23 protein-coding genes are annotated in these 23,463 nt (G+C 62.3%); 17 read left to right on the top strand and 6 right to left on the bottom strand.

All coding sequences use genetic code 11. From position 1 onward, the window contains the following. Positions 1-16: 16 nt before the first annotated feature. Entirely contained in the window at positions 17-1,174 is a 1,158-nt protein-coding gene (locus tag ACZYTC_RS13735) for a diphosphate--fructose-6-phosphate 1-phosphotransferase (protein ID WP_434955536.1), read from the bottom strand. A 383-nt stretch (positions 1,175-1,557) separates the two neighbouring features. Between ACZYTC_RS13735 and ugpB the strand changes: the two genes are divergently transcribed. The 8 genes from ugpB (at position 1,558) to ACZYTC_RS13695 (ending at position 8,613) form a co-directional block, all read left to right on the top strand. After that, positions 1,558-2,868, top strand: coding sequence for a sn-glycerol-3-phosphate ABC transporter substrate-binding protein UgpB (gene ugpB, locus ACZYTC_RS13730; protein ID WP_481274083.1), 1,311 nt, complete (start codon positions 1,558-1,560; stop codon positions 2,866-2,868). Between the two features lie 210 nt (positions 2,869-3,078). Next, positions 3,079-3,960, top strand: coding sequence for a sn-glycerol-3-phosphate ABC transporter permease UgpA (ugpA, locus tag ACZYTC_RS13725; protein ID WP_434955538.1), 882 nt, complete (start codon positions 3,079-3,081; stop codon positions 3,958-3,960). A gap of 36 nt (positions 3,961-3,996) precedes the next feature. Then, complete coding sequence (gene ugpE, locus ACZYTC_RS13720; RefSeq protein WP_441774441.1) at positions 3,997-4,845, top strand: sn-glycerol-3-phosphate ABC transporter permease UgpE; 849 nt, start codon at positions 3,997-3,999, stop codon at positions 4,843-4,845. A 7-nt stretch (positions 4,846-4,852) separates the two neighbouring features. Then, entirely contained in the window at positions 4,853-5,908 is a 1,056-nt protein-coding gene (gene ugpC, locus ACZYTC_RS13715) for a sn-glycerol-3-phosphate ABC transporter ATP-binding protein UgpC (protein WP_454813234.1), read from the top strand. An 80-nt stretch (positions 5,909-5,988) separates the two neighbouring features. Continuing rightward, positions 5,989-6,399, top strand: a complete 411-nt coding sequence (locus ACZYTC_RS13710) for a hypothetical protein (protein ID WP_488989818.1) — start codon at positions 5,989-5,991, stop codon at positions 6,397-6,399. Positions 6,400-6,529: 130 nt separating this feature from the next. After that, the gene (locus ACZYTC_RS13705; RefSeq protein ID WP_434955542.1) at positions 6,530-6,943 is read left to right on the top strand and encodes a VOC family protein; all 414 of its coding nucleotides are present in this window, start codon (positions 6,530-6,532) and stop codon (positions 6,941-6,943) included. A 48-nt stretch (positions 6,944-6,991) separates the two neighbouring features. Next, positions 6,992-7,606, top strand: a complete 615-nt coding sequence (locus ACZYTC_RS13700; RefSeq protein WP_434955543.1) for a pyridoxamine 5'-phosphate oxidase family protein — start codon at positions 6,992-6,994, stop codon at positions 7,604-7,606. A gap of 65 nt (positions 7,607-7,671) precedes the next feature. Beyond that, positions 7,672-8,613: a DUF6454 family protein gene (locus ACZYTC_RS13695; protein WP_488989817.1), complete on the top strand. Its 942-nt coding sequence runs from the start codon at positions 7,672-7,674 to the stop codon at positions 8,611-8,613. Between the two features lie 29 nt (positions 8,614-8,642). Here ACZYTC_RS13695 and ACZYTC_RS13690 read toward each other — a convergent pair whose 3' ends face one another. Together ACZYTC_RS13690 and ACZYTC_RS13685 are read right to left on the bottom strand one after the other, a co-directional pair. After that, a complete protein-coding gene (locus tag ACZYTC_RS13690) occupies positions 8,643-9,062 on the bottom strand; it encodes a hypothetical protein (protein ID WP_454813236.1) in 420 nt (139 codons plus the stop codon). Between the two features lie 158 nt (positions 9,063-9,220). Further along, complete coding sequence (locus tag ACZYTC_RS13685) at positions 9,221-9,721, bottom strand: hypothetical protein (RefSeq protein WP_441774436.1); 501 nt, start codon at positions 9,719-9,721, stop codon at positions 9,221-9,223. A 297-nt stretch (positions 9,722-10,018) separates the two neighbouring features. Between ACZYTC_RS13685 and ACZYTC_RS13680 the strand changes: the two genes are divergently transcribed. Beyond that, a complete protein-coding gene (locus ACZYTC_RS13680) occupies positions 10,019-11,194 on the top strand; it encodes a PcfJ domain-containing protein (protein WP_441774435.1) in 1,176 nt (391 codons plus the stop codon). A 106-nt stretch (positions 11,195-11,300) separates the two neighbouring features. On the opposite strand, the gene ACZYTC_RS13675 is transcribed toward ACZYTC_RS13680, so the two are convergent. After that, positions 11,301-11,729 carry a hypothetical protein gene (locus ACZYTC_RS13675; protein WP_488989816.1) on the bottom strand — a complete coding sequence of 143 codons (429 nt, stop codon included), beginning with the start codon at positions 11,727-11,729 and terminating at the stop codon, positions 11,301-11,303. Between the two features lie 322 nt (positions 11,730-12,051). Between ACZYTC_RS13675 and ACZYTC_RS13670 the strand changes: the two genes are divergently transcribed. The 4 genes from ACZYTC_RS13670 to ACZYTC_RS13655 all read left to right on the top strand — a co-directional run bounded on the left by ACZYTC_RS13670 (position 12,052) and on the right by ACZYTC_RS13655 (position 15,242). After that, on the top strand, positions 12,052-12,471 hold the full coding sequence (locus tag ACZYTC_RS13670; protein WP_434955549.1) for a hypothetical protein: 420 nt from the start codon (positions 12,052-12,054) through the stop codon (positions 12,469-12,471). 78 nt (positions 12,472-12,549) lie between these two features. After that, complete coding sequence (agp, locus tag ACZYTC_RS13665) at positions 12,550-13,785, top strand: bifunctional glucose-1-phosphatase/inositol phosphatase (RefSeq protein ID WP_441774433.1); 1,236 nt, start codon at positions 12,550-12,552, stop codon at positions 13,783-13,785. A 118-nt stretch (positions 13,786-13,903) separates the two neighbouring features. After that, a complete protein-coding gene (locus tag ACZYTC_RS13660) occupies positions 13,904-14,158 on the top strand; it encodes a hypothetical protein (RefSeq protein WP_488989815.1) in 255 nt (84 codons plus the stop codon). A 259-nt stretch (positions 14,159-14,417) separates the two neighbouring features. Then, entirely contained in the window at positions 14,418-15,242 is an 825-nt protein-coding gene (locus ACZYTC_RS13655; protein WP_488989814.1) for an outer membrane protein, read from the top strand. A 35-nt stretch (positions 15,243-15,277) separates the two neighbouring features. On the opposite strand, the gene ACZYTC_RS13650 is transcribed toward ACZYTC_RS13655, so the two are convergent. Continuing rightward, positions 15,278-15,922: a TetR/AcrR family transcriptional regulator gene (locus ACZYTC_RS13650; protein WP_434955553.1), complete on the bottom strand. Its 645-nt coding sequence runs from the start codon at positions 15,920-15,922 to the stop codon at positions 15,278-15,280. A gap of 95 nt (positions 15,923-16,017) precedes the next feature. Between ACZYTC_RS13650 and ACZYTC_RS13645 the strand changes: the two genes are divergently transcribed. Both ACZYTC_RS13645 and ACZYTC_RS13640 read left to right on the top strand, forming a co-directional pair. Then, on the top strand, positions 16,018-17,409 hold the full coding sequence (locus tag ACZYTC_RS13645; RefSeq protein WP_441774431.1) for a cytochrome P450: 1,392 nt from the start codon (positions 16,018-16,020) through the stop codon (positions 17,407-17,409). A gap of 182 nt (positions 17,410-17,591) precedes the next feature. Beyond that, a complete protein-coding gene (locus tag ACZYTC_RS13640; protein WP_488989813.1) occupies positions 17,592-18,407 on the top strand; it encodes a hypothetical protein in 816 nt (271 codons plus the stop codon). A gap of 23 nt (positions 18,408-18,430) precedes the next feature. Here ACZYTC_RS13640 and ACZYTC_RS13635 read toward each other — a convergent pair whose 3' ends face one another. Next, a complete protein-coding gene (locus ACZYTC_RS13635; protein ID WP_488989812.1) occupies positions 18,431-19,720 on the bottom strand; it encodes an aminotransferase class V-fold PLP-dependent enzyme in 1,290 nt (429 codons plus the stop codon). Between the two features lie 235 nt (positions 19,721-19,955). On the opposite strand from ACZYTC_RS13635, the gene ACZYTC_RS13630 reads away from it, so the two are divergent. Both ACZYTC_RS13630 and ACZYTC_RS13625 read left to right on the top strand, forming a co-directional pair. After that, the gene (locus ACZYTC_RS13630) at positions 19,956-20,969 is read left to right on the top strand and encodes a DUF4261 domain-containing protein (protein ID WP_488989811.1); all 1,014 of its coding nucleotides are present in this window, start codon (positions 19,956-19,958) and stop codon (positions 20,967-20,969) included. 200 nt (positions 20,970-21,169) lie between these two features. Beyond that, the gene (locus tag ACZYTC_RS13625; protein WP_434955557.1) at positions 21,170-23,221 is read left to right on the top strand and encodes a caspase family protein; all 2,052 of its coding nucleotides are present in this window, start codon (positions 21,170-21,172) and stop codon (positions 23,219-23,221) included. Positions 23,222-23,463: the final 242 nt, after the last annotated feature.

Below are 23,463 nucleotides of genomic sequence, written 5' to 3'. Positions count from 1 at the left end.
GGAGGGCGTATCTCCCTTATACATAGGGCGTGAAGATGTCCGGCCGTCGCGGCAGCAGGCGGCGGAAATAGGCCCGGCCTTCCTCGGAAATGGCATTGGATCCGGTAAAGAAGCTGTCGGGCATGTGACGCGTGCGCCCGGCAACCTGGTCGAGGGATACGATGCGCGGCGCGGTGTGCTTGCCGTCATAATGCAGCACCACCGACCCGGAGCCCGTGAAGGCACTCTGCGCCGCAAAGGCGCCCGCCTCGAAGGCTTCTTTCGCATCGGTCTCGTCGATGATGCCGAGATAGCCGCGCGGCAGGTAACCCAGCGTGTCGACACGGGCGCGGGCCTTGGGAAAGCGCTGCTTGAGGGCCTTCTGGATCTCGATACCGAGATCGCCACCGGTGAGTTGCACATTGCCATGGGCGTCGCGCTCGACCGTGCCGGCGGCGAGCGCCTCGGCCAGCGGCCGCCCGGTTTCGTCCTGCACGCCTTCCGACATCGATACGATGCAGCGGCCGACGCGGGTGTAGACGGCATCGACGTCGTTGAGGAATTGCTCGACCGAGAAGGACTTTTCCGGCGTGTAGATCAGATGGGGGGCCTCCTCCGGCGCCTGCTGCCAGCCGGCCGCAGCGGCGCTGAGGAAGCCGGCATGGCGGCCCATGACGATGGCGACATAAATGCCCGGCATTGCCCGGAAATCGAGATCCATGCTGACGAAGGCATTGGCGACGAAGGCCGCCGCCGAGATGAAGCCCGGCACATGGTCGTTCTCCATCAGGTCGTTGTCGATCGTCTTGGGGGCATGCACGAAACTGCAGGAGCCGGTCGATTGCTGGCGCAGGAGGTCGAGCGTGCCGGCGGTGTCGTTGCCGCCGATATAGATGAAGCCGCGGGCATCGAGCTTTTCCAGCGCCTGCAGGATGGTCTGGCAATAGGCGGGGTCGGGCTTGTCGCGTGTCGAGCCGAGCCCCGAATTGGGCGTGCGGGCCAGGCGTTCGAGATCGGTTTCGGAGAGCGCCGTAAGATCGACCAGATCACCGCGCGTCAGACCCCGCACGCCATGACGGGCGCCTAGGATGCGCAGCGACGGGTCGTGCCGGCGGGCGGCGACGACGGCGCCGGCGAGGGTCTGGTTGATCACGGCGGTGGGGCCGCCCCCTTGGGCGATGACGATCGACGGCATGGAGCCTCCCTGGGCAGAATTTCCCGATATTGCCTACGAATGGGCAATATCGGGAAATTCTTCAAGCGTTTGAAATCCTGCAGCTTCCTCCTGACCAAGCCCGTGGCTCGATCAGGAGGAAGCTGCCTGACGCTCTGGTGTCCAGTTGCTTAGCCTCGAAACAGCCGGGCGGCAACGAGCGACTTGCCGATGGGATCAGAAAGCTGGCGATCGTTGCGAAGGCGGAAAACGGTGTTCCGTTCACGCTATCGACAGGCGCGTGCGCGGCCAGCTTGTTCCATTGTCATAATTGCTTCATTGTTCCGTCACGGAAGCGCTAACCATCCGGCCGTAAACAACGCCGTCCTTTTCAAGAAGCGGCGCACCGTGAGGGAGTATCATCCATGAAATTGAGCGTTCTGGCTTCGGCCACGGTTCTGTTTGCCGGTGTATCCACCGGGGCCCTGGCAGCCACCGACATACAATGGTGGCACGCGATGACGGGTGCCAATAATGATCGCATCGTCAAGCTGGCCAATGATTTCAATGCCAGCCAGAGCGACTACCGCATCGTTCCCGCCTATAAGGGCTCCTATGCCGATACCATGAATGCCGGCATCGCCGCGTTCCGGGCTGGTAATGCGCCTGATATCCTGCAGGTCTTCGAAGTCGGTACGGCAACCATGATGGCCGCCAAGGGCGCTATCAAGCCCGTTTACCAGTTGATGAAGGACGCAAACGAACCCTTCGACCAGAAGTCCTATCTGCCCGCCGTGACCGGCTATTATTCCAATGCCAAGGGCGAGATGCTGTCCTTCCCCTTCAATTCCTCGACCATGGTGATGTGGGTCAACGAGGATGCCTTGAAGAAGGCCAATCTCGCGGCCGCGCCCAAGACCTGGCCTGAGGCCTTCGAGGCGGCCAAGAAGCTGAAGGCGGCCGGCTATGCCACTTGCGGCATTTCGACGGGCTGGACAACCTGGGCCAACATCGAGGAACTGTCGGCTTGGCACAACGTACCGCTCTCGACCAAGGCCAACGGCCTCGATGGCTTCGATACCGAGTTGAAGATCAACAATCCGCTGGTGGTCAAGCATCTGGAGAATCTGATCGAGGCCCAGAAGGACAAGACCTTCGACTATTCCGGCCGTACCAACCAGGGCGAGGGGCGCTTCACGTCGGGCGAATGCCCGTTGTTCCTGACTTCGTCGGCTTTCCTGGGCAACGTCAAGGCCAACGCCAAGTTCAAATATTCGGTGGCGCCGATGCCTTATTATCCCGATGTGCAGGGAGCTCCGCAGAATTCGATCATTGGCGGAGCCTCGCTATGGGTGATGGGCGGCAAGTCGGACGAGGCCTACAAGGGCGTCGCCAAGTTCCTGACCTACCTGTCCAAGCCCGATGTGCAGGCCTGGTGGGCCCAGGAGACCGGCTATCTGCCGATCACCCCGGCCGCCTATGAGCTCTCCAAGAAACAGGGCTTCTACGCCAAGGACCCCAACAGCGAAGTCGCCGTGCTGGAGCTGACTAACAAGGCGCCGACGGAAAATTCGCGCGGGCTTCGCCTCGGCAATCTTGCCCAGATCCGCGATGTCTGGGCCGAGGAGATCGAACAGGCCCTGGCCGGCAAGAAATCGGCCCAGGCTGCCATGGACGATGCCGTTCGTCGCGGCGATGCGATGCTGAAGACCTTCGCCCGTACGGCCGGACGGTAAGGGGGCGTAAAAGCCTCAGCGAAAAGATGCCAAGCTTTGTCATGCCCGGGCTTGACCCGGGCATCCAGTCCAACACCCCCACCGCCTGGACATGGGCGCTGGATTGCCGGGTCAAGCCCGGCAATGACAAAGGTCGAGAGCATTAGAGCATCGTGCCGACAAGGGGCTGCCGGTTTTCGGCAGTAGCGATGCGGCCCATTAGGATCGCCCATGGAAAAACGCTCCGTCTTCTCCGGCAAGACCCTTCCCTGGCTGTTGCTGGCGCCGCAATTGGCGATCACGCTGATCTTCTTCTACTGGCCGGTGGTGCAGGCGATCCGCCAGTCCTTCTTCCTCGAGGACACTTTCGGGACCGTTTCGGAATTCGTCTGGTTCGAGAACTACCAGCTGTTGTTCGCCCAGCCGGAATATTACCAGGCGGTGGGCGTCACCATGGTCTTCGCCATTCTGGTCGCTGTGCTCTCGCTCGGCCTCGCGCTGATCCTGGCTGTGCAGGCCGACAAGAAGATCAAGGGCGCCTCCTTCTACCGTACCATGCTGGTCTGGCCCTATGCGGTAGCGCCGGCTGTGGCCGGCGTGCTCTGGCTCTTCATGTTCCAGCCCTCGCTCGGCCTAGTGGCGCGCGGCCTTGGCCAAATCGGCGTGGCCTGGAACCCGCTGCTCGACGGCCAGCACGCCATGATCCTGGTCGTGCTGGCGGCGACCTGGAAGCAGATTTCCTACAATTTCCTGTTCTTCCTGGCGGGGTTGCAGTCGATCCCCAAATCGCTGATCGAGGCGGCCGCCATCGACGGCGCACGCCCGGCGCGCCGATTCTGGACCATCATCCTGCCGATGCTCTCGCCGACGACCTTCTTCCTTCTGGTGATCAATATCGTCTACGTCTTCTTCGACACGTTCGGCATCATCGACGCGGTGACGCATGGTGGCCCGGCCGCGGCGACCACCACCATGGTATTCAAGGTATTCAATGACGGCCAGCTTGGCGGCGATCTCGGCGGCTCGGCGGCACAGTCGGTGATCCTGCTGATCCTGGTGATCGCGATGACGACCCTGCAGTTCCGCTTCATCGAGAAGAAGGTGACCTATTGATGCCCCGTTTCTCGATGCCATCCGGAGGAGCGGCGCATGGTTGAGAACCGCCGCTTCGGAAATCTTTTACCGCATGCCATCCTGATCCTCGGCGTGCTGGTTCTGGCCTTTCCGGTCTGGCTGGCCTTCGTGGCCTCGACCCATGATGCCACCACCATCGCCAATGGGCAGATGGGCATGCTGCCGGGCCCCGATCTGATCAAGAACTATACCCAGACCCTGTTCCACGGTACGCAGGGCGCCACGCGCGAGCCGGTGCTCACCATGCTGACCACCAGCCTGATCATGGCGGTGGCGATCGCGGTGGGCAAGATCGTGATCTCGCTGATCTCGGCCTTTGCCATCGTCTATTTCCGCTTCCGCTTCCGCATGTTCGCCTTCTGGCTGATCTTCATCACGCTGATGCTGCCGGTGGAAGTGCGCATCTACCCGACCTACAAGATCGTCTCCGATCTCCACCTGCTCGATACCTATGCCGGCCTGACCTTGCCGCTGATCGCCTCGGCGACGGCGACCTTGCTGTTCCGCCAGTTCTTCATGACCATTCCCGACGAATTGCTGGAAGCCTCTAAGATCGATGGGGCCGGCCCGCTGAAATTCTTCAAGGATACCGTGCTGCCACTGTCAACAACCTCGATCGCGGCGATGTTCGTGATCCAGTTCATCTATGGCTGGAACCAGTATTTGTGGCCCCTGCTGATCACCACCCAGGATTCGATGCAGACCATCGTCATCGGCATCCGCAAGATGATCACCACCCAGGACGCCCTGACCGAATGGCAGATCGCCATGGCGACCGCGATCCTCGCCATGCTGCCGCCGGTAGTGGTGGTCGTCGTCATGCAGAAGCTCTTCGTCAAGGGCCTGGTCGAGACCGAGAAGTGAGTAACCGATGGCGCAAGTCGTTCTGAACAACGTCAAGAAGATCTACGACAACGGCTTCGAAGCGGTGAAGGGAGTGAGCTTCACGGTGCCCGATGGCGGCTTTTGCGTGCTGGTCGGCCCGTCCGGCTGCGGCAAGTCGACCTTGCTGCGCATGGTGGCGGGGCTGGAGCGGATCTCGTCGGGCGACGTCCATATCGGCGAACGCCGGGTCAACGAGATCGAGCCGATGGACCGGGACATCGCCATGGTCTTCCAGAATTACGCGCTCTATCCGCATATGTCGGTCTTCGACAATATGGCCTATGGCCTGCGCAACCGCAGAACTGCCGAGGGCGAGATCAGCCAGCGGGTAAAGGAAGCCGCCCGCATTCTCGAACTCAGCGACGACATGCTCAAGCGCAAGCCGCGCCAGCTTTCCGGCGGCCAGCGCCAGCGTGTGGCGATGGGCCGTGCCATCGTGCGCCAGCCCGCTGCCTTCCTGTTCGACGAGCCGCTCTCCAACCTCGATGCCAAGCTGCGCGTGCAGATGCGTGGTGAGATCAAGCAGCTGCAGCAGCGCCTCGGCACGACCTCGATCTATGTCACCCATGATCAGCTCGAAGCGATGACCCTGGCCGATGTGCTGGTGGTGCTGAATGGTGGCGCGATCGAGCAGATCGGCGCCCCGCTGGAAATCTATCGCAATCCGGCTTCCACCTTCGTGGCCGGCTTTATCGGTTCGCCTGCCATGAACGTCCTGAAGGGGCGCGGCGAGGGGAATACGCTCATCCTCGGGGAAGCTCGGCTGGCCTTGCCGCGTACGGTGCCGGGGGAGGTCCTGGTCGGCCTGCGAGCCGAGGACCTGCAGCCGGTCGCAACACCGTCGCCGGGAAGCCTGCCCGTGAAGCTGCGTTATGTCGAGGAGCTGGGAGCTCATCGCTTGGTGCACGGGGACATCGGCGAGCAGCCTCTGGTTGTCGCGCTCGGCATGGACCACACCATCAGCGACCATATGCAGTTTGCTGTCGATCCCGGCAAGGTTCATCTTTTTGATGGCGCGACCCGATTGAGAATCCCAAATTGAATCGCGTATAGATTTGCGGGATGGTCGGCGATATGTTGGCTTGCCTGCTCCAATAGTCTTCAGATTTAAAAGTTTTTCACATGAAAAAAGTAAAGAAACTACTTTGCGGTATCGCCATCGGCGTTGCCGCGATGCCGTCTTTCGCCTATGCGGGTTCCAGGCAAGTAACGGTACCCCGCGGTAAGCCGTATCCCCTGTTGGCCATGGGCTCCTATGGTGCCGGTACCTGCGAAGTCTTTCCTGTCAGGGATATTCGCATTGCATCGGGCCCGACGCATGGTGTTGCGCAACTTGTGACCGTGACGACAAAACTGGGCAAGGATACCGGTGTGTGTGCCGGTACCACGACCAAGGCACCTGTCGTCGTCTACAAGTCCGCCGGTGCCTTCACGGGTGTCGACCACGTGACAGTCACCTGGATGGCCCCCTCGCATACCGACAATGTGCGGTTCGTTCCCAACCAAATGGAGATCGAGATCACGGTCAAGTGACGGCACCCTCATTCAGTGCGATCATGAGGTTGACAGATTGCTGGCTGTCTTGATTGTCTGCCTTCCGGGCCGATGATGCGAAGCGGGAGGCGGAGGCGCGGATCCTCTTCGGCTGTCGCAGGAGAATCACATGCCCAAGCTCGACCGCATCCTCGAAACCGCCATCTATGTCGACGATCTCGATCGTGCCGCGCGCTTCTATGAGACGGTGCTGCAGCTCCCGCCCTTGCTTAAGATGGAGCGGCTCTACGCCTATGACGTGGGCGGTGCCAGCGTGCTGCTCGTCTTCAAGCGGGGAGCCTCCGCTCAGGACATGACATCGCCGGTCGGTACCATACCGGGCCATGATGCCGTGGGGCGCATCCATGTCGCCTTTGCCATCGGCGCCGACGAACTGGCGGACTGGGAGGCGCGCCTGGCGGTGCATGACGTCGCCGTGGAAGGACGTACCCATTGGCAGGCGGGGGGAGACAGCGTCTATTTCCGTGATCCTGACGGCCATATGCTGGAATTCGCCACGCCGGGTCTTTGGCGAACCTATTGAAACGAGGGGCTGCGGCGCCTGCCGCAGTCGAAAGAACGGAAGTTCCTGATGTCGCTGATCACAACCATCGCCGAGCTCGAGACGCTCTACAGCGAACCGGTGCAGCCGGCCGCCCGCATCAAGGTGCTGGATCATGTGTCCGACCAGTATCACGCCTTCATCCAGGCTTCGCCCTTCATGATGCTGGCCTCGGTGGGGCCGTCCGGCGTCGATTGCTCGCCACGCGGGGATCCGGCCGGATTCGTCCGCGTCGCCGATGCCAAGACGCTGATCATTCCGGACAGGCGCGGCAATAATCGGCTGGATTCGCTGCGCAACATCATCGAGGATCCGCGCGTCCACCTCCTCTTCATGATCCCGGGCATCGGCGAGACGCTGCGCGTGGTCGGCCGTGCCGTGATCTCGACCGATGCGGACCTGTGCGCCAGCTTCGCCATGCAAGGCAAGGCGCCGCGCAGCGTCATCATCGTCACGGTGGACGAGATCTACACCCAATGCCAGAAGGCGCTGGTGCGTTCGAAGCTGTGGGATCCTTCGACGCAGATCTCGCGGTCGCAGCTGCCGAGTATGGGCCAGATCCTGAGCACGATTACCAAGGGTGATTTCGACGGCGAGGCCTATGACAAGGCCTATCCCGAACGTCTGCGCCAGACGATCTACTGAGCAGCGCAGCGGTCACATCAACGTTAGGGGCGTGCAGTAAGGCAGGCGCCAGGGAGGATATTGTGATGATCCGAATCAAGATTGCCGCCGTTCTCGCCGCGCTGACGCTGTTGCCGAGCGTGGTCTCGGCGGGTGAGCTTGGGCTCGCCGAACGCGTGAACAGGCTCACGCGGGGGACTGCCTGGAAACAGGTGGCGGCCATCCCCATCGCCTTCCCGACTTTCCATCCGCAGGGCATGGTCATGATCGGTGATGATTTCTTCGTGTCGTCGGTGAACATCATCAAGCCGACCACCAAATACCCCTCGCCGCGCGAGGGGTATGACCGCGATACCGGCGAGGGCGAGGGGCATCTGTTCCGCATCTCCAAGGATGGCAGGCTGCTGGCCGACCTCAAGCTGGGGGAGGGCAGCATCTATCACCCCGGCGGCATCGATTTCGACGGCAAGTTCATCTGGGTGCCGGTGGCCGAATATCGGCCCAACAGCCAGTCGATCATCTACAAGGTCGATCCCGCGACCATGAAGGCCGTCGAGGTGTTTCGCTTCAAGGATCATGTCGGTGGCATCGTCCATGACACGCAGCGCAACTCCCTGCATGGCGTGAGCTGGGGATCGCGGCGCTTCTATGCCTGGCCGCTTGGCACAGACGGCAAGGTCACCAATGCCGATGCCCGCCCGGAGACGCTGCGGGTGATGAACCCGGCCCAATATATCGACTATCAGGACTGCCACTATGCCGGTGGTTCGCGCATGCTCTGTTCCGGGCTGAACGCCTACAAGGTTGCGCCGGACGCCGCGTCCTTCCGGCTAGGGGGGCTCGAACTGGTCGATCTCAAGGACAACCGGCCGGTCTGGCAGGTGCCTGTTGAACTCTGGGCCCCCTCGGGCTTGCCGATGACGCAGAATCCGGCCTTCATCGAAACCAGGGACGGCGGGCTGCGAGCCTATTTCATGCCGGATGACGACAAGTCGACCCTGTTCGTCTACGAGGCCCAGACGCCCTGATGTCGCTACGGTTGGCAGCGGCCTGGCGCTCAGCCTCCGGCTGCGGAGCGGATGATACGGCAGACATCGGAGCGGAAGTCGGGACCTGGTATCTGGCCCGGATTCAGGATCATGGTGTAGTCGACCCGCGTGGCGTTGCCGCGCTTGCGGGCGGCCATCTTGACTTCCTGGACCCGTCCGTTACGGGCGCCATCATTGAGTGCGGTGAGGAGGCCGAGCCGGCGGTTCACCTTGATGCCGACCCAGTAGCTGTTGAGATGCGCCGTGCGCGTCAGATTGTCGATCGCCGTGGCGGGGCTCAAGCCGGGAAAGACATCCCATGTCGAGATCGCCGGGGCGAGTCCGCCGGAAACGGTGAAATTGGAAGAACAGGTCTGAGCCTGGACGGCGGTTGCGCCGAACACAAGCAAGGCTGCGATACCGTATTTGATCATGGGGTTTCGCTGCATGATGAGACAATTCCGGCAGGGCATCATCGATAGCACGGTAACGTAACGTTATCCATGCCGCCGATTGTACCGGGACCTCGGATGCGAGGCAGAACGATTGTGCTGGAGATTACAAAGGTCTTTGCATTCGACTTCGGACCAATAGTGTCTCGGTCTCCTCACAAACCCGCCGTGCTCATGATGACATAGGCCTCGCCGCCTTTGCGATCGTGGCGGACCACATAGGTCTGGCCCCGCATCGTGATCTGGATCGGGCCGTCGCTGGTCAGGCTGGCGGCGGGTACGCCCGCAGCGGTAGCGACTACGCTGCGAAATTGCTCGGCCACAGCCGGGTCGGCACTTTTCTCGGCCGTGACGGCACATTCCTTCTTGCCGCGCACCTGCAGGGAGTAGCTGCCGTCAGGGGCCATGCCGACCAGGCTGGCCCCGAGATCCATCTGGGGTTTGATGCCATGTTTCTTGGCTGCTGCCATCGCCCTGTCGAAGGCTGGCGCCGTGGCAAGGCAGGCGTCCCGGAACAGCATCAAGGCCTTGTCTGTCACGTCGCCAGCCTTGCTTGAAGACGTGTTTGGCAGGCCCAGCACGAGGCCAAGGACCAAGGTCGCGGCCAATGTCCCAGCCTGAGGCCGCATGCGGGGCTTTGAAAGCGAAGGGGTCATTGTAGGCTCCTTGCCTGGACCGAGCACTGCGGTCGTGTATAGGCAGATGAGGCCGCTTTGGGAAGCAAGCGGGCCCGAAGCCTGCTGCCCTCGATGCAGCAATGCCACAGGACGGCATGAAATGGTCCGATGGCGACATGGGCTCTTGCGTCCACGAGCGGTCGGGATTAGAGAGCGCGCCCCGCAACCGTTCGACCCGAGGGAGAACAGCCATGAGATCGCAACAGGGAACGTCACGTTTCGTGCCGGCGCCCGCATTGCGTCCGGCTGTCCATATGTCCATCAGGTTGAACGACCATGGCACGTTCCATGATTCAGCGCCGGCAGGATGCCGAGCGCGAACGTATCGCGGCCTATGAGGCCACGTTGCGCGCCCGCGCGCGGCAGGCGCAGTGCTTTTCTCCCCTGAGCGAGGCAATCGCAGCAGTACGGGTTGGCCTGTCCAGCGCCATGCTGCGCGATCCCGGAGAATGGCGACCGCAGTTGAAGACACGCGATCCCGCGCGCCTGCGGCTGGCGGCGGCCCGCTATCTCTTCGCCCGTTATCCGGTGCCCGCTCCGCTCGAACACGTCTGGTCTGGTCCTGCCGGCCTGGAGGTGTCCGATGTGAAAGAGCGCAAGCGCTGGTATCTCGTGGCGGCCCAGGGCGGCTCGCTCTACAAGGAGTGCGCGAAGGACTGGCTCTCCCGCAAGGAGGTACATGCCTTCCTCAATCCGCCGGCGGAGCTCTCCTTCGAGGCGGCTCTCTGGCAGGCGATCGCCCGTTCCTACACCGACGATGTCGGCGTGGCGCTGCGTATCGCCCGCTCGAAGATCGCTGCAACCCAGCGCACGCAGAAGGCGCATGTCTTCTGGCGCGAGGTCGCGCGCTTCTTCTGCGTGCATCCGCTGCCGCTGGAGGAGATCGACGACCTCTGCGATTTCCTCTCGGCCCGCTTCCGGGCGGACCGGCGCTACAGCCTGAAGGGCCGTACGCCCGCTTCGCTACAGCGGCAGATGCGGGAGTGGCACCGTGAACTGGCCCAACTGGACCAGATCCGGCGAATGGCGCAGCGCCATGCCGCGCAAGCAAGGCTACCGGCCGCCAATGGCGATGGCAAATCGTCGGATGGCGGGCGCTGGCAGGGAGCGGCTTTGGCCGATTGGTCCTGGCAGCCTTCGACCAAGGAAGCCCCGCACCGCAGGGAAGAGATCCTGGTGGTGCAGCTCAAGACCGGCGCCGATCTACTAACCGAGAGCCGCGCCATGCATCACTGCGTCTCGGGCTATGCCAATAAGTGCCTCACCGGCAATGCCTCTATCTGGTCGCTGCGCCGCCGTGTGACAGGAGGCGTGGAGCGCCTGCTGACCATCGAACTCGATCGTCAGCATGTCGCCATTCAGATCCGGGGTTTTGCCAACCGGCTCGCCAGGCCGGAAGAGGACCAGATGCTGAAGCGCTGGGCGAAAGCGCGCGGGGTAACCCTGCGCTGAAGGACAACACCCCCGGCTTGCCGGTGGGTGTTTCCGACAGCCATCGATATCGATGAGCCTTGGGATATCAGGGCGCTGGGGCCAGCCCGGATGGGGACAGCAATTGTCAGCGGCCTTCTTCTTGCTTCAGCCAGACCTTGATGCGTGTCCCGTCAGCCGGGAGGTCACGGATGGTGCCGCCCGGTCCGGCCCAGCCCGAAGGTCGTCCATAGGCACGCCAACCCTGCGCCTCGATGCGTTGGCCGGTGAGTGCGCGCGATCCCTTCTCCACCGTGCCGACCTCGATCGTCAGCGTGAAGACTTCGTCGACGAATGCGCCTCTTTCGAAAAAGGAAATGTCATCGCGTCTTTTCACCCATTCCGGCACCTTCTTGGCGGCGGTGGCGGCCACCAAGCGGCCCGTGAGGATGAGATCGGCCTCGGCGGTGAGGGCAGCCTGCGACATGTCGGGAATTGCGGCCGGCGCGGCTGTGCCGATGACGGCCATTGCTCCAGCCAGCATCAGGATGAGGGTATTCCTGCGATGTCGGTTCATAGCCGCCTATTTCGTCCCACTGAATTCAGGCTTTGTCATTGGGCCATATTACCTTGATCTTCGAAGAGCTTCTGTCCCCTCTAGAACAGACAGGCAGACAGTCTTCTCAAACCATTGGAGTGGCTGCTGTGGCCGGTTTGTTTTGTGTACTCCAAGGGAAAGTATTTTGGTTTTTAGTTTATAAGGTATATTTCTACCTTTTGTTTTCGTCTTCCAATAAATTCAAGATATCGCTATGGTTTCCGGAGTTATTTATAGCGTTCTAGCTTGACAATATTGGGTTTTATGGTCGGATCACCCCAGTCAAAGGGGCGTATCATTCATGAAACATGCATCTGTTTTCTGTTTTGCCGCAGCAAGTGCGGCGGCGGTCTTGCTTGCCGACACGGTGCCGGCCGATGCTGGTACCATCGTCCGGACCGTTGCCCATGGCAAGCCGATGCCGGTGGTGCCTTTGTTCGGGCTGGCGCGGGAAACCTGCGGCGTATACCCCCTGCATGATGTGCGGATCGAACGTCAGCCCCAGCACGGCGCGGCCAGGATCGCCAAGGTCAGCGTTAAATTGCCGGCATCGTTCGGGGTCTGCGCCGGAACCAACGTCACTGCGCCCTGGGTCATCTACCAGCCGGCCGGCAACTATGCAGGGGGCGACAGCTTCGGCGTTTCCTGGCGCATTGCGCCAAATGTGCTTGAATATACCAGTCGCTACGAAAGCTATGAGGTTGATCTGACCGTGAAATAGGAGACGGCACTTTGCGGCGAGGCGACAATCTCCTCCGCCTGTGCCACTGATGGAGGTGGGCAAGGGGGATGAATCGCCATGATTGCACGACATGTCGCTCTACTGGCCGCGATGGCTTGCGCCTTTTTGGCGACGCCGGCGTTGGCCGAGCCGGTACCTGAAGGCTACAAGCTCGAGCAGGTGCTGATGCTCAGCCGGCACAATCTGCGCGCGCCGCTGGCCAACAGCGGCAGTGCGCTCGCCAAGGTCACCGAGAGGAAATGGCCGGAATGGGAGGTGCCTGGCGGCAATCTCACGGTCAAGGGCGGTATTCTCGAAACCTATATGGGCCGCTCCATCGGCGGCTGGCTGGCCGAGAACGGCCTCATCGCCAAGGATGCCTGTCCGGCGCCGGGCAGCGTCCACATCTATGCCAACAGCCTGCAGCGCACGGTCGCGACGGCACAGTTCTTCGTCGCCGGCGCCTTTGCCGGCTGCGATGTCGCCGTGCACCATCAGGACAAGATGGGCACGATGGATCCCACCTTCAATCCGTCCATCCGTGCCGACAGCGATGGCTTCCGCGAGCAGGCGGTCACGGCGATGGTTGCGCAGGCCAAGACGACGCCGCTCGCGCCGGGCTACCGGCTGCTCGACGGCATCCTCGCCTTCAAGGCCTCGCAGAGCTGCAGGCAGGACAAGCTCTGCGATCTGACCAAGAGCGACGACAGCTTCACCGCCAAGGCTGGCGAGGAACCGGGCACCAAGGGCCCGCTCAAGCTCGGCAATGCCGTGGTCGATGCTTTCACCCTGCAATATTATGAGGGCTTCCCGCCCGGCGAGGTCGCCTGGGGGAGGATCCGCAACGAAGGGCAATGGCGCTCGCTCGCCGCCATCAAGAACGGCTATCAGGAGGCTCTGTTCACCACGCCAGCCGTGGCCCGCGACGTGGCCGGCCCTATGCTGGCCTACATCGCCGGTGCCCTGGTGAAGCCGGAGGCCGGCAAGGCCGTGCCGGTGACGATACTGTTCGGACACGATTCCAATGTCGCTTCCGTCCTCGCTGCGCTCGAGGCCGAGCCCTATGTGCTGCCGGGACAGGACGAGAAGACGCCGATCGGCGGCGTCATCCAGTTCCAGCGCTGGCGCGACGGCAAGGGCAATCGCGACCTGTTCCGGCTCGACTATGTCTATCAGACCAAGGCGCAATTGCGCCAAGGCACCAAGCTCACGCCAAAGAACCCACCGCGCCGGGTGACATTGAAGCTTAAGGGGTGTCCCACCGACAAGGACGGCTTCTGCGCCTGGAGCGATTTCGTCAAGGCGCTGCCCTAGGACGACGATGGCGAGCAAGCTCTCTGAGCGGCTGCGCCTTATTCTCGAGGCCTTACCGCGCGACCGGGCCTGCGCGTGTTGGAGATTGGTTGTGGGCCGGGTGCACTGGCGGCGGGCTATGGCGGCGCGCATCGGCGATGGCCATGTGCTGGCGATCGACCGCTCCGCCCGTGCGATTGCGCAGGCCGTCATAAGCTCCAGGGTTGAGATCATGGCGGGGCGGCTCAGCTTCCGGGAGGTCGCCGCCGAGGCCTTCGTGCTGGAAGACGATGAGATGCCCTATGATCTGGCTGTTGCCATACGAGTCGGTGCACTCGATGGCGACATCCGGCGGCCGGCGAGACGGTGCGGCTTCGCCTCGCTGCTGCGTTGAGGCCCGGGGGCGACTTTTCCTCGATGGTGGTGATCCTCTGTACGAGATAATGCTGAAGGGGGTTCAGGATTCAAAATGACGGCGGTATCTGTTGTCGCTTTTCCTTAAGAATTCGAGGAATTTAAGCGCAATCTTGAGTTGCATTTTTACTTGAATCTTATTGAAATTACGTTCACGAAAACTTCAGAATTCTGACATTCGGTCTTCATCCATCCGCCGCTATCACCACGCGTCAGGAATGAGCTCGGTGGGGCAGGCAATGCGTGTTTGGGTGGGGATAGCCGCGCTGGTCGCGGCATTGGGGACGGTGGAGACTGCGGGGGCGGCCGATCTGGCGCCGGCCGTTGTCGAGCCCGCGGTTCCCTTGGAGGCGCCGAGTTGGACGGGCTTCTATGCCGGTCTGCATGCCGGTTACGGCTTTGGCGCGGGCCAGGATGTCGATATCGCCCGCATCTCGCGCAACAACGAGGTGCAATGGCGCAGCAAGGCGGGCAAAGTCTCGCCTTCAGGGGTCTTCGGGGGTGGCCAGCTCGGTTATAATCTGCAATATGGCGCCTTCGTCGTCGGCCTGGAGACCGATATCGACGTCAGCGGCGTCGAGGACACAGCCCGTGGCCAGTTTGAGCCCTGGAAGGCGCCCTGGGGCAACAGTCCCGGCTATTATTACAGCTATCGCAACCGCACCAAGGCGCAATGGTTCGGCACGCTGCGTCCGCGTCTCGGTTACGCCTATGGCGATTTCCTGTTCTATGTCACGGGTGGCCTTGCCTATGGCGGCATCAAGAGCCAGTCCGATTTCATCGATGGCGGTGTCGGCTCCGGAGGGTTCCACTACGCCGGCCATGTCTCCAAGAGCGAGACCAAGGCCGGTTATGTGCTCGGCGCCGGCATGGAATACGCTTTTGCGCCGAACTGGACCGCAAAGCTCGAATATCAATATCTCGATTTCGGCGATCAGAAGGCCCACGCCAATGAATATTGGCCGAATGCCACGCCACCTGCCTACAATGACTACATGCTCTACCACACCAAGATCAGCACCGCCTTTCATACGGTGCGGCTCGGCGTGAACTACCATTTTTGAGGGTTTGTGGGTGGCTCGCCTCCCGGGCCACCCTATTACAGCAGCGCCTGCAGACTGGGCGCGAGATAGGGGCGCAGCAGGCTGCGGACCTGGCCGAGGCCCCAGGCCAGATGCTCCGGCGTTAGGGCATCGATGCCCTCGTGGACGTCGAGATAGAGTGCCCAATACGTCGCTACGATCCACAGATTGGCGAGCAGTGGCTGGAACTGGTCGTCCGGGACGACCAGCAATCCTCGTTCGCGCAGGACTTGCGCCAGTGTTTCGACGGCGCCGCGCAGATGCGCGCTGAGCGCACGCACGCGCAGCCGCAATTCGGGTGAGAGCGCAAGCAGGCCGATCATATCGCGCAGCAGGAAGCGATACTCCCAGATCAAGGCAAACCAGCGCTCCAGTAATCCGAAGGATGTTGCCGGATCGGCCGTACCCTCGGTTCCTTCCGCCAGCAACGCCATGGCATCGGCCTCGAAGCGGTCGAGCACGGCCGCGACCAGCGTCTCCTTGGTGCGGAAATGGTAATAGAGATTGCCTTCGTTGATGCCGGCGGCGGCGGCGATCTGCGCCGTGGTGACACGATCAGGCCCGTTCTCGTTGAACAGGCCGAGAGCAAGCGAGACGATACGCCCACGCGTCTCTCCGCCCTTGCTGGTTGCTGCCTTTCTTGCCTTCGTCCCCGTCGCCATGCGTTTCCGTCCTAATTTAAGGTGCTCACCTTAATGTCGCCTAACTCTAAGGTCATTACCTTAAATCGATTGCTGGTACGGGTACAATTCAGGCGATGGAGGCCGGCGTGAACATTGCAGTCGATCCCGTGATTTCCGAGGCGAGCGAAGGCGTCGCTGTCAGCCGCAGTTCCCTGCTGGCGGTGTTCTCGGCCATGATCACCAATCCACTCAAGGTCATCCCGCCCGAGGCCTTCAGGGAACCGCTGGTGATCACGCGCAGCGGCGGCAAGCTGCGGATCTTCCTCACCGATCCCGTGCTGATCCACGAGGCGTTGACCACCAACAGCGCCGCTCTCGGCAAGGGCGAGGACACAAGGCGCGGCCTCGGCCCGGCGCTCGGGGAGGGGCTGCTCACAGCCGATGGCGAGCACTGGAAATGGCAACGCCAATCGGTGGCGCAGGGCTTCCGGCACGAGAAGCTGCTTGCCTTCCTGCCCATCATGATCGCCGCCGCGGAGCGCACGCGCATGCGCTGGCACGAGACGGGCCCCGGCGCTGAATTCGATATCGGGCACGAGATGATGCACACCACCTTCGATATCATCGTCGAGACCATGATGTCCGGGCAGGGCGCGATCGATGCCGAGGCGGTGGAACGCAGCGTCACCCGCTACCTGGAAGGATCGGGCTGGACCTTCGCCATGGGCCTGCTCAGGGCGCCGGACTGGTTGCCCTATCCGGGGCGGGGCGGCATCACGCGATCGGCGGGCTATTTGCGCACGACGCTGTCGCGGGTGGTGGCCGAGCGCCGACTGTCGTCCGAGCAGCGGCAGGACCTGCTCGGCCTGCTGCTGTCGGCCGTCGACCCTGAAAGCGGACGCCGAATGAGCGACGGGCAGGTGGTCGACAACCTCTTGACCTTCGTCATGGCTGGCCATGAAACCACGGCGCTCGGCCTCGCTTGGACGTTCCATCTCCTCGCCACCCATCCGGATATCGAGGCACGCGTCCTGGCAGAAATCGAGGCCGTAACCGGGGAGGCCGGCGCGGTGCTGCCGGAGCACATTGCCAACCTCGCCTATACGCGCCAGGTATTCCAGGAGGCGATGCGGCTCTATCCGCCGGCGGCGATCATTCCGCGTGTCGCATTGGCCGATTTCAAGCTCGGCCAGCACGTCATTCCCGCCGGAGCGGCGATCTATGTGCCCATCTATGCGGTGCACCGCCATACCAGCCTGTGGGAGGAGCCGGAGCGCTTCGATCCCGATCGCTTCGCCCCGGAGCGGGCGAAAGGACGCCACCGCTATGCCTATATGCCGTTCGGCGCCGGGCCGCGCACCTGCATCGGCAGTGCCTTTGCCATGCTGGAGGCGGTCGCGATCCTGGCCGTGCTGTTGAAGAGCTTTTCGCTACACCCCGTCGATGCGTCCGAACCCAAGCCAAAGCTGCGCATTACGCTGCGCCCGGATCGTAAGCTGCGGATGAAGGGGGTGCAGCGGCGGTAGCGAGGGAACGCAATCGTTTTGTGGACTGCTTGTGATGTTGATCCCCGCTTGCCGAAGGTCACGTCGGTGTAACCAGCGAAACTCGACTGTGATTTCTCAAGAAGAAATCCGGCCTGATCTGATGACATGCCCGCTGCCCGGCGATAACACGAGTACATCGTCAATCTGGATCAAGCGGCCCCATGAGTGTGCTCGACGCATTTCCCACCCGCCCTCTGCGGGCGAACCGTATCGGCATCAGCCGCCTCACGGGGTGTTTCGTCGTTCTGGTCGGCTTCGCCCTCGCGGGCGGCATTGGCTGGTGGCAGGCCGAGGATCTGTGGCGCGATTACAAGATCAGCCGCAATTACGAGATCGCCGACGATGCGCGGATTTCGAATGGCGAGTGCAAGACCCGCAAGCTCATCTTCACCGATTGCTCCGCCACCATCACGGCACCCGACGGCGCCAGGAGCAGGGTCGAGATGATGTTCGTGGACATGCATGCCGGAGACTATGAAACGGGGGTTGTGCGCTCGCGCGAGGATCCCCAGCTGCTGACACTGGAGCTGGGCGTCGAGAAGATCACCGATCGCGTCCTCACTTTCCTCGCATTTGTCGGTGGGTTTGCCGCCCTTGGCATCGCGGGCCTTGCCATGCTGCTCAAGGCATCGAGACTCAGGCGGGCGATGGCCGAACCGGTTGTCATGAGACCTGTCGTCGCCAAGGTCCTGACGCAGGCCCGGACCTGGCTGAACTACACGATCAAGTATGAATATTCGCTCGACGGCAAGACCCGCAAGGCGACCAGCGTCTTGAAGAAGAAGGAGACGCCGTTCTTCCTCGGCACCGAGGAGCGCCAGGTGCTCGCAGTTGTGCCTCAGACGACCTCGACGCCGATCCTGCTCGATGCCGGGCTCGAGATGCTCAATCTTACCGACGAGGAACGCGCCGCCGTCCAGGCGGCGGTCTCGCCGGTGCAGGATGATATCCGGCTCGACCGCAGCATGCGCTGGTGAGGGCCGGACTGGAGCGTTTTGCGTCAGGCTGTGGCCACGGCCGTCAGGGCGGCGATGAGGCGGTCGAGCTCGGCTTCGGTGGTGTAGACGGCCGGGGAGACGCGGATGCATTGGCCGGCGGCCACGCCGGCCCGACGCACGGTGAGCACCTTGAACTCGTCCCTGAGCCGGGTGACGATGGCGGTGTTGTCCTCCTTGCTCACCTTGCCCTTGATCCGGAACGAGGTGATGCCGGCATGCAGGGCCGGATCGTTCGGTGTCAGGATCTCGATGGCGCCGATGCCGGCGACGCGCTCGACCCAGTAATTGCGCAGATGGCTGACCCGGGCATGTTTGGCCGCGACGCCGATCGACTGGTGCAAATCGAGTGCTGCCGGGATGGTGAGCGCGGCGGCGAAATTGAGCGTGCCGGTGTGGATGCGCGAGCGGATGTCCTCGGCCGGCCAGTCCTTGTCGCCCATATGGGTGTCGATATCAGCAAGGCGGCCCTTGCGGATATAGAGGAAGCCGAGCCCGACCGGCGCGCCGATCCATTTGTGCAGGTTGAAGCCGGCGAAGTCGACGCCGAGATCGGTCATGTCGAGCGGCAACTGGCCCCAGCTATGGGCGGCATCGAGGATGACGTCGACGCCCTTGGCGCGCGCCATCGCCGTGATCTCGCGCACCGGCATCACCAGTCCGGTGCGGTGAGACAGGTGGGTGAGCAAAAGGAGCTTCGCCTTGGGCGTTTCCTCCAGCACCTTGCGATAGGTTTCCAGCACGGCCTCGCGCGTGGCCGGCTCTGGGATGGCGAAAGTCTTGACCGTGACGCCGCGGCGGCTCTCGAGCATGCCCATGGCGTATTGTATGGAATCATAGTCGAGGTCGGCGTAGAGCACGGCGTCGCCGGGCTGGAGCTTGTTGTAGCCGGCTATCAGTGTCTGCAGTGCCTCGGTGGCGCCACGGGTGATGGCGATCTCCTCGGGTGAGACGCCGAGCGCGGTGGCGACGCGGTCACGCACGGCGGCGAAGTCGGCATCGAAGGACTTGCGGGCATAGAGCGTGTTCTGGCGGTTCACGCGCTGGATGTTCTCGACATAGGTCTCCAGCACCGGTCGGGCCATGATGCCCCAATAACCGTTTTCGAGATTGGCGGTGGAGCGGTCGACGTCATAGAGGTCGCGAACGCCAGACCAGAAGCCGGCATCGGTGGCAAGCTTGCTCGGGTCCGGCGCCGGCAGGGTGACGCTTTCGGCCGCCCGCGCCGGCCGCATCGCCGCCGCCATCACGGTGGTCAGCAATCCGTTGATCAGAAAATTGCGACGCTGGATCATAGTAGCTCCATTTTGCCCTTGCTTGCGATGGCGTTCGCTTAGGGCGACTTCATAACGCGAGCATGAAACCGGCTCAAATCATGGATTCCGGCTGCCAGATAACTGGCGATGCGATAGAAGCAAAACTAGGGAACATCGTCCGGTGGTCCTTCCGCCAGTCTTTCCTGCACAGATCTTCTCTATTCAGTAATTATCCTAAACCGCAATTGTTTCGGATTTTCACAAAGTAATGGCCATGGGAAAAGGCTTCTTCACACAAGCTGTCGTGATCTTGTTCGAGGGGGCGGTTAATCTCGATGTAATTCGGAAAATTCTGCAACCTAGTTATACCATCATCGGAGAAAATCAGTCTTCCGAACACTGGCAATTTGGCGGTCCGAGTCTGACAGTTGCCTACCGTCCGGACGTCAATGGACTGGTAAACGTCGATGTCGTCAATCAAATGTGGCCGGATCACATGGGTGATTCCAAAATCGATGCCATGCTATTCGGCGCATGGAGCCTGGGACATTTCGGTCCTTTCACCTATCCGAACGCACTTGCCCGAGCGGTCCAGCAATCATGGCGCTGGGCGGATGCTACGTCGAAGGTAGGGGCTCACGACAGCTTCGTTCGTATCAGAGCGAGCTATGTTTTTGGAGCGCCCAACGATGCGCCAGTGCGGCCCGAACACTATGATGGCGTCGATGAACTCGTCTTCGTGACCGGGCTTGCCAGACACGTCCTGCAACTGCCGGGAGCCATTTGCTATTTCAATCCGAATGGCGAAGTCGTGCTCCCATCCGAGGTGTTTGAAGATACGTTGGATTTTAATCGCCGAAATGGCCTGCCTGCCATCGATGCGTGGAGCAACATCCGGCTCTTCGACGTCGCGGGGGATTGGCTGGCCATGGATATGGTCGGCAGCTGGCAATTCGACCGGCCGGATCAGGAGGCCGTCTTCCCTAAGAACCGCTTTTCTCCGCAAGAAGTAGATCGTTTCCTCAGGAACGCAGCGCTCTACATCATCGACAAGGGTGATGTCATAGAGGAAGGGGACACGATGGACGGGCCAGGTGACATCAGATGGCGAGGCCACCATGTCGACGAAGGTCTCTCTGATCCACCGCGCCAAGTTATCCGTTGGCTTCCGACCGATGTCGCAAACATACCGCCAACACTGGTGCCACCGGGGATGTGGGCCAAACGGAAAAGCCCACAGAGTCTGGGCGCTCGCATTGCCGACTGGTTTGGCCGGTCACAGAAATGAAGGTTGGAGTGGCGTCGTGTTGGGGAAAGAAGGACAGCTCCGTATCGGGCGGTGGTCGCTGTGCGATTATAAGTCGATAGTGCCATTGTTGCCTCCGAATCCCAACCCCGCCCATGGACATCGGGGCCCACTTGTTCCATCGGAGATAGGCGCGCCGCCCTTTGGCGGCCATGGAGTCTCCAGAACGGTCCGATTGCCCGATGAAACGCTGCCTTGCCCTGTTGCTCTTCCTTGCCGTGGCCTTCGTGCCGGAGGTCGCCCTTGCCGGCCGGCGCGTGGCGTTGCTGATCGGCAACAGCGACTATGCCAAGGTGGCGCGCCTCGCCAATCCCGGGCGCGATGTCGGGCTGTTGAAGGAGACGCTCCAGAAGGCCGGCTTCGATGCGGTCGATACCGTGGTTGACGCCGACCGTGCCGGCATGATCGCGGCGCTGCGGCGCTTCCAGGCGAGCGCGTCGAATGCCGATATCGCGGTGGTCTATTTCTCCGGCCACGGTATCGAGATCGGCGGCGAGAACTATCTGGTGCCGATCGATGCGCATCTGATCAGCGATCGCGACGTCCAGGACGAGACGCTGGCGCTGTCGCGCGTGGTCGAGGCGACGGATGGAGCCGGCCAGCTCAAGCTGGTGATCCTCGATGCCTGCCGCAACAATCCCTTCCTCGCCAAGATGTCGCGCACGCGCGGCACGCGCTCCGTCGGCAAGGGGCTGGCACGGGTGGAGCCGGAGGGTGACAATGTGCTCGTCGCCTATGCCGCCCGTGAGGGCAGCGTGGCGCTGGATGGCAACGGCATCAACAGCCCCTATGCGCAGGCGCTGGCGCGCTATCTCACCCGGCCCGGCCTCGACATCCGCCTCGCCCTCGGCAAGGTGCGCGACGACGTGCTCAGCGCCACCGACCGCCAGCAGACGCCCTTCTTCAATGGTTCGCTGGGCGGCGACGTCATCACCCTGGCGCCTGCGACAGGCGGGCAGGTGGCGATGGTGCCGCCGGCCGAACCACCGCCTCCCGTCGAGCCACCGCCGCGCAAGCAGACCAAGTTCACGCCGCAGGTGGTGCCGCCCTCGCTGTTCCAGAATGGCGGGGCCGCTAGCGGTGCGATGCTGCGCATGAGCGATCCGCGCATCTGGCAAGTGGTCAAGGATGTCGACATGCCTGAGGTGATCGAGGAATTCCGGGACCGTTTCCGCGACTCTCGCGATGCCGGCGAGGCGGAGGAGAGGCTCAAGCAGCTTCTGGGTGTCAGCGAGCTCGATCCACTGCCCCCGCCGGCCGGCGAGCGCATCCCCGCGCCTGAAACCGAATGTGATCGCATCGGGGCGGCGCCGCTCGATCCTGACACCGTGATGCGGCGCACCCGAACGGCCTCGCCCAAGGAGATCGTCGCGGCCTGCGAGGCGGCCCTCAAGCAATATCCGCGCGAGCGGCGCTTCATGCATCAGCTCGGCGATGCGCTCGCCGATGCCGGCCAGAACGACAAGGCGCTCGCCATGAATTTGCGGGCTGGCATTGCCGGCAGCCAGGGCGGCTGGATCAGCTCCGGCCGCCTGTTCAAGGCCAGGGCCGGCGGAGCCAGCAACCCGGACGGCAACAGCTCCATCTCCCTCACCATGGCCTGGCAGCAGCCGCTCGGCTCCTTCTTCTTCAAGCGCGGCTTCGTCGAGCCCTTCGAGCGCATGCGGGGCAAGGCTGGCGTCACACGGGAACTGAGCAAGGCCGCAGCGTCCGGCGACCAGGCCGCCAATGTCTGGATCGGCTACATGTATCTCTTCGGCTTCAACGTGCCGAAGGACTATGCCAAGGGCATGGCGGCGCTCGACAAGGCCCGCCTGTCGCGTCCCGAAGACACCGGCATCCATCTCGCCTTGATGCTGAAGACCGGCTACGGCGTGCGGCAGGACGTCAAGGATGCGCTGGAGGAGTTCGGCAAGGCGCAGAAGGCCGATAACAGCTACGCCACCTATCAACTCGCCTTGATGTATCTGGATGGGCTCGGCGTGCCGCAGAACTATGCCGCTGCCGCCCGCATGATGGGCGATGCCGCCGTCGGCGGCGATCCGCGAAGCGTCGACGACATCCTTGCCAATTTCGCCAAATGGCCGCGGGAATACCGGGTCGTGCTGCAGCAGGAATTGCTCAAGCGCAACCTCATCGAAGGCAAGGCCGATGGCGAGCTCGCGCCCGGCATGACGGAGGATCTGCGCAAGCTCGCTCCAATGCCGACGGCCCCGATGGCAGCTACGCCTTAAGCGCATCTCTTTCAAGGTCTTTGCAAGGTACTTGAAAGTGAATGGATTTGTGTAAGGTGTGGGGCTCCGCGACCTCAACGATAAGGTAGCGCAATTCCGGTTCGATGGCCTGCAAGCACCTTGAACGGGGCGCGCTTTAAGCGGCGCATCCCTTTGCCAGTTTTCGCGCAACGGTTTGACCTCATTCCCGGAGATGATTTGCGTTATGGCTCGGTATGAGCCCGGCGCTGAGGCGCCATGCA

This window comes from Labrys sp. F242 (assembly GCF_057813875.1).
The sequence above is the reverse complement of the archived record's forward strand: the minus strand, read 5'-3'. Positions and strand labels throughout refer to the sequence as shown.

Coding starts and splice junctions, on each gene's coding strand:
- ACZYTC_RS13735 (WP_434955536.1), bottom strand. CDS start 1,174: ATGCCGTCGATCGTCATCGCCCAAGGGGGCGGCCCCACCGCCGTGATC.
- ugpB (WP_481274083.1), top strand. CDS start 1,558: ATGAAATTGAGCGTTCTGGCTTCGGCCACGGTTCTGTTTGCCGGTGTA.
- ugpA (WP_434955538.1), top strand. CDS start 3,079: ATGGAAAAACGCTCCGTCTTCTCCGGCAAGACCCTTCCCTGGCTGTTG.
- ugpE (WP_441774441.1), top strand. CDS start 3,997: ATGGTTGAGAACCGCCGCTTCGGAAATCTTTTACCGCATGCCATCCTG.
- ugpC (WP_454813234.1), top strand. CDS start 4,853: ATGGCGCAAGTCGTTCTGAACAACGTCAAGAAGATCTACGACAACGGC.
- ACZYTC_RS13710 (WP_488989818.1), top strand. CDS start 5,989: ATGAAAAAAGTAAAGAAACTACTTTGCGGTATCGCCATCGGCGTTGCC.
- ACZYTC_RS13705 (WP_434955542.1), top strand. CDS start 6,530: ATGCCCAAGCTCGACCGCATCCTCGAAACCGCCATCTATGTCGACGAT.
- ACZYTC_RS13700 (WP_434955543.1), top strand. CDS start 6,992: ATGTCGCTGATCACAACCATCGCCGAGCTCGAGACGCTCTACAGCGAA.
- ACZYTC_RS13695 (WP_488989817.1), top strand. CDS start 7,672: ATGATCCGAATCAAGATTGCCGCCGTTCTCGCCGCGCTGACGCTGTTG.
- ACZYTC_RS13690 (WP_454813236.1), bottom strand. CDS start 9,062: ATGCAGCGAAACCCCATGATCAAATACGGTATCGCAGCCTTGCTTGTG.
- ACZYTC_RS13685 (WP_441774436.1), bottom strand. CDS start 9,721: ATGACCCCTTCGCTTTCAAAGCCCCGCATGCGGCCTCAGGCTGGGACA.
- ACZYTC_RS13680 (WP_441774435.1), top strand. CDS start 10,019: ATGGCACGTTCCATGATTCAGCGCCGGCAGGATGCCGAGCGCGAACGT.
- ACZYTC_RS13675 (WP_488989816.1), bottom strand. CDS start 11,729: ATGAACCGACATCGCAGGAATACCCTCATCCTGATGCTGGCTGGAGCA.
- ACZYTC_RS13670 (WP_434955549.1), top strand. CDS start 12,052: ATGAAACATGCATCTGTTTTCTGTTTTGCCGCAGCAAGTGCGGCGGCG.
- agp (WP_441774433.1), top strand. CDS start 12,550: ATGATTGCACGACATGTCGCTCTACTGGCCGCGATGGCTTGCGCCTTT.
- ACZYTC_RS13660 (WP_488989815.1), top strand. CDS start 13,904: ATGGCGGCGCGCATCGGCGATGGCCATGTGCTGGCGATCGACCGCTCC.
- ACZYTC_RS13655 (WP_488989814.1), top strand. CDS start 14,418: ATGCGTGTTTGGGTGGGGATAGCCGCGCTGGTCGCGGCATTGGGGACG.
- ACZYTC_RS13650 (WP_434955553.1), bottom strand. CDS start 15,922: ATGGCGACGGGGACGAAGGCAAGAAAGGCAGCAACCAGCAAGGGCGGA.
- ACZYTC_RS13645 (WP_441774431.1), top strand. CDS start 16,018: ATGGAGGCCGGCGTGAACATTGCAGTCGATCCCGTGATTTCCGAGGCG.
- ACZYTC_RS13640 (WP_488989813.1), top strand. CDS start 17,592: ATGAGTGTGCTCGACGCATTTCCCACCCGCCCTCTGCGGGCGAACCGT.
- ACZYTC_RS13635 (WP_488989812.1), bottom strand. CDS start 19,720: ATGATCCAGCGTCGCAATTTTCTGATCAACGGATTGCTGACCACCGTG.
- ACZYTC_RS13630 (WP_488989811.1), top strand. CDS start 19,956: ATGGGAAAAGGCTTCTTCACACAAGCTGTCGTGATCTTGTTCGAGGGG.
- ACZYTC_RS13625 (WP_434955557.1), top strand. CDS start 21,170: ATGAAACGCTGCCTTGCCCTGTTGCTCTTCCTTGCCGTGGCCTTCGTG.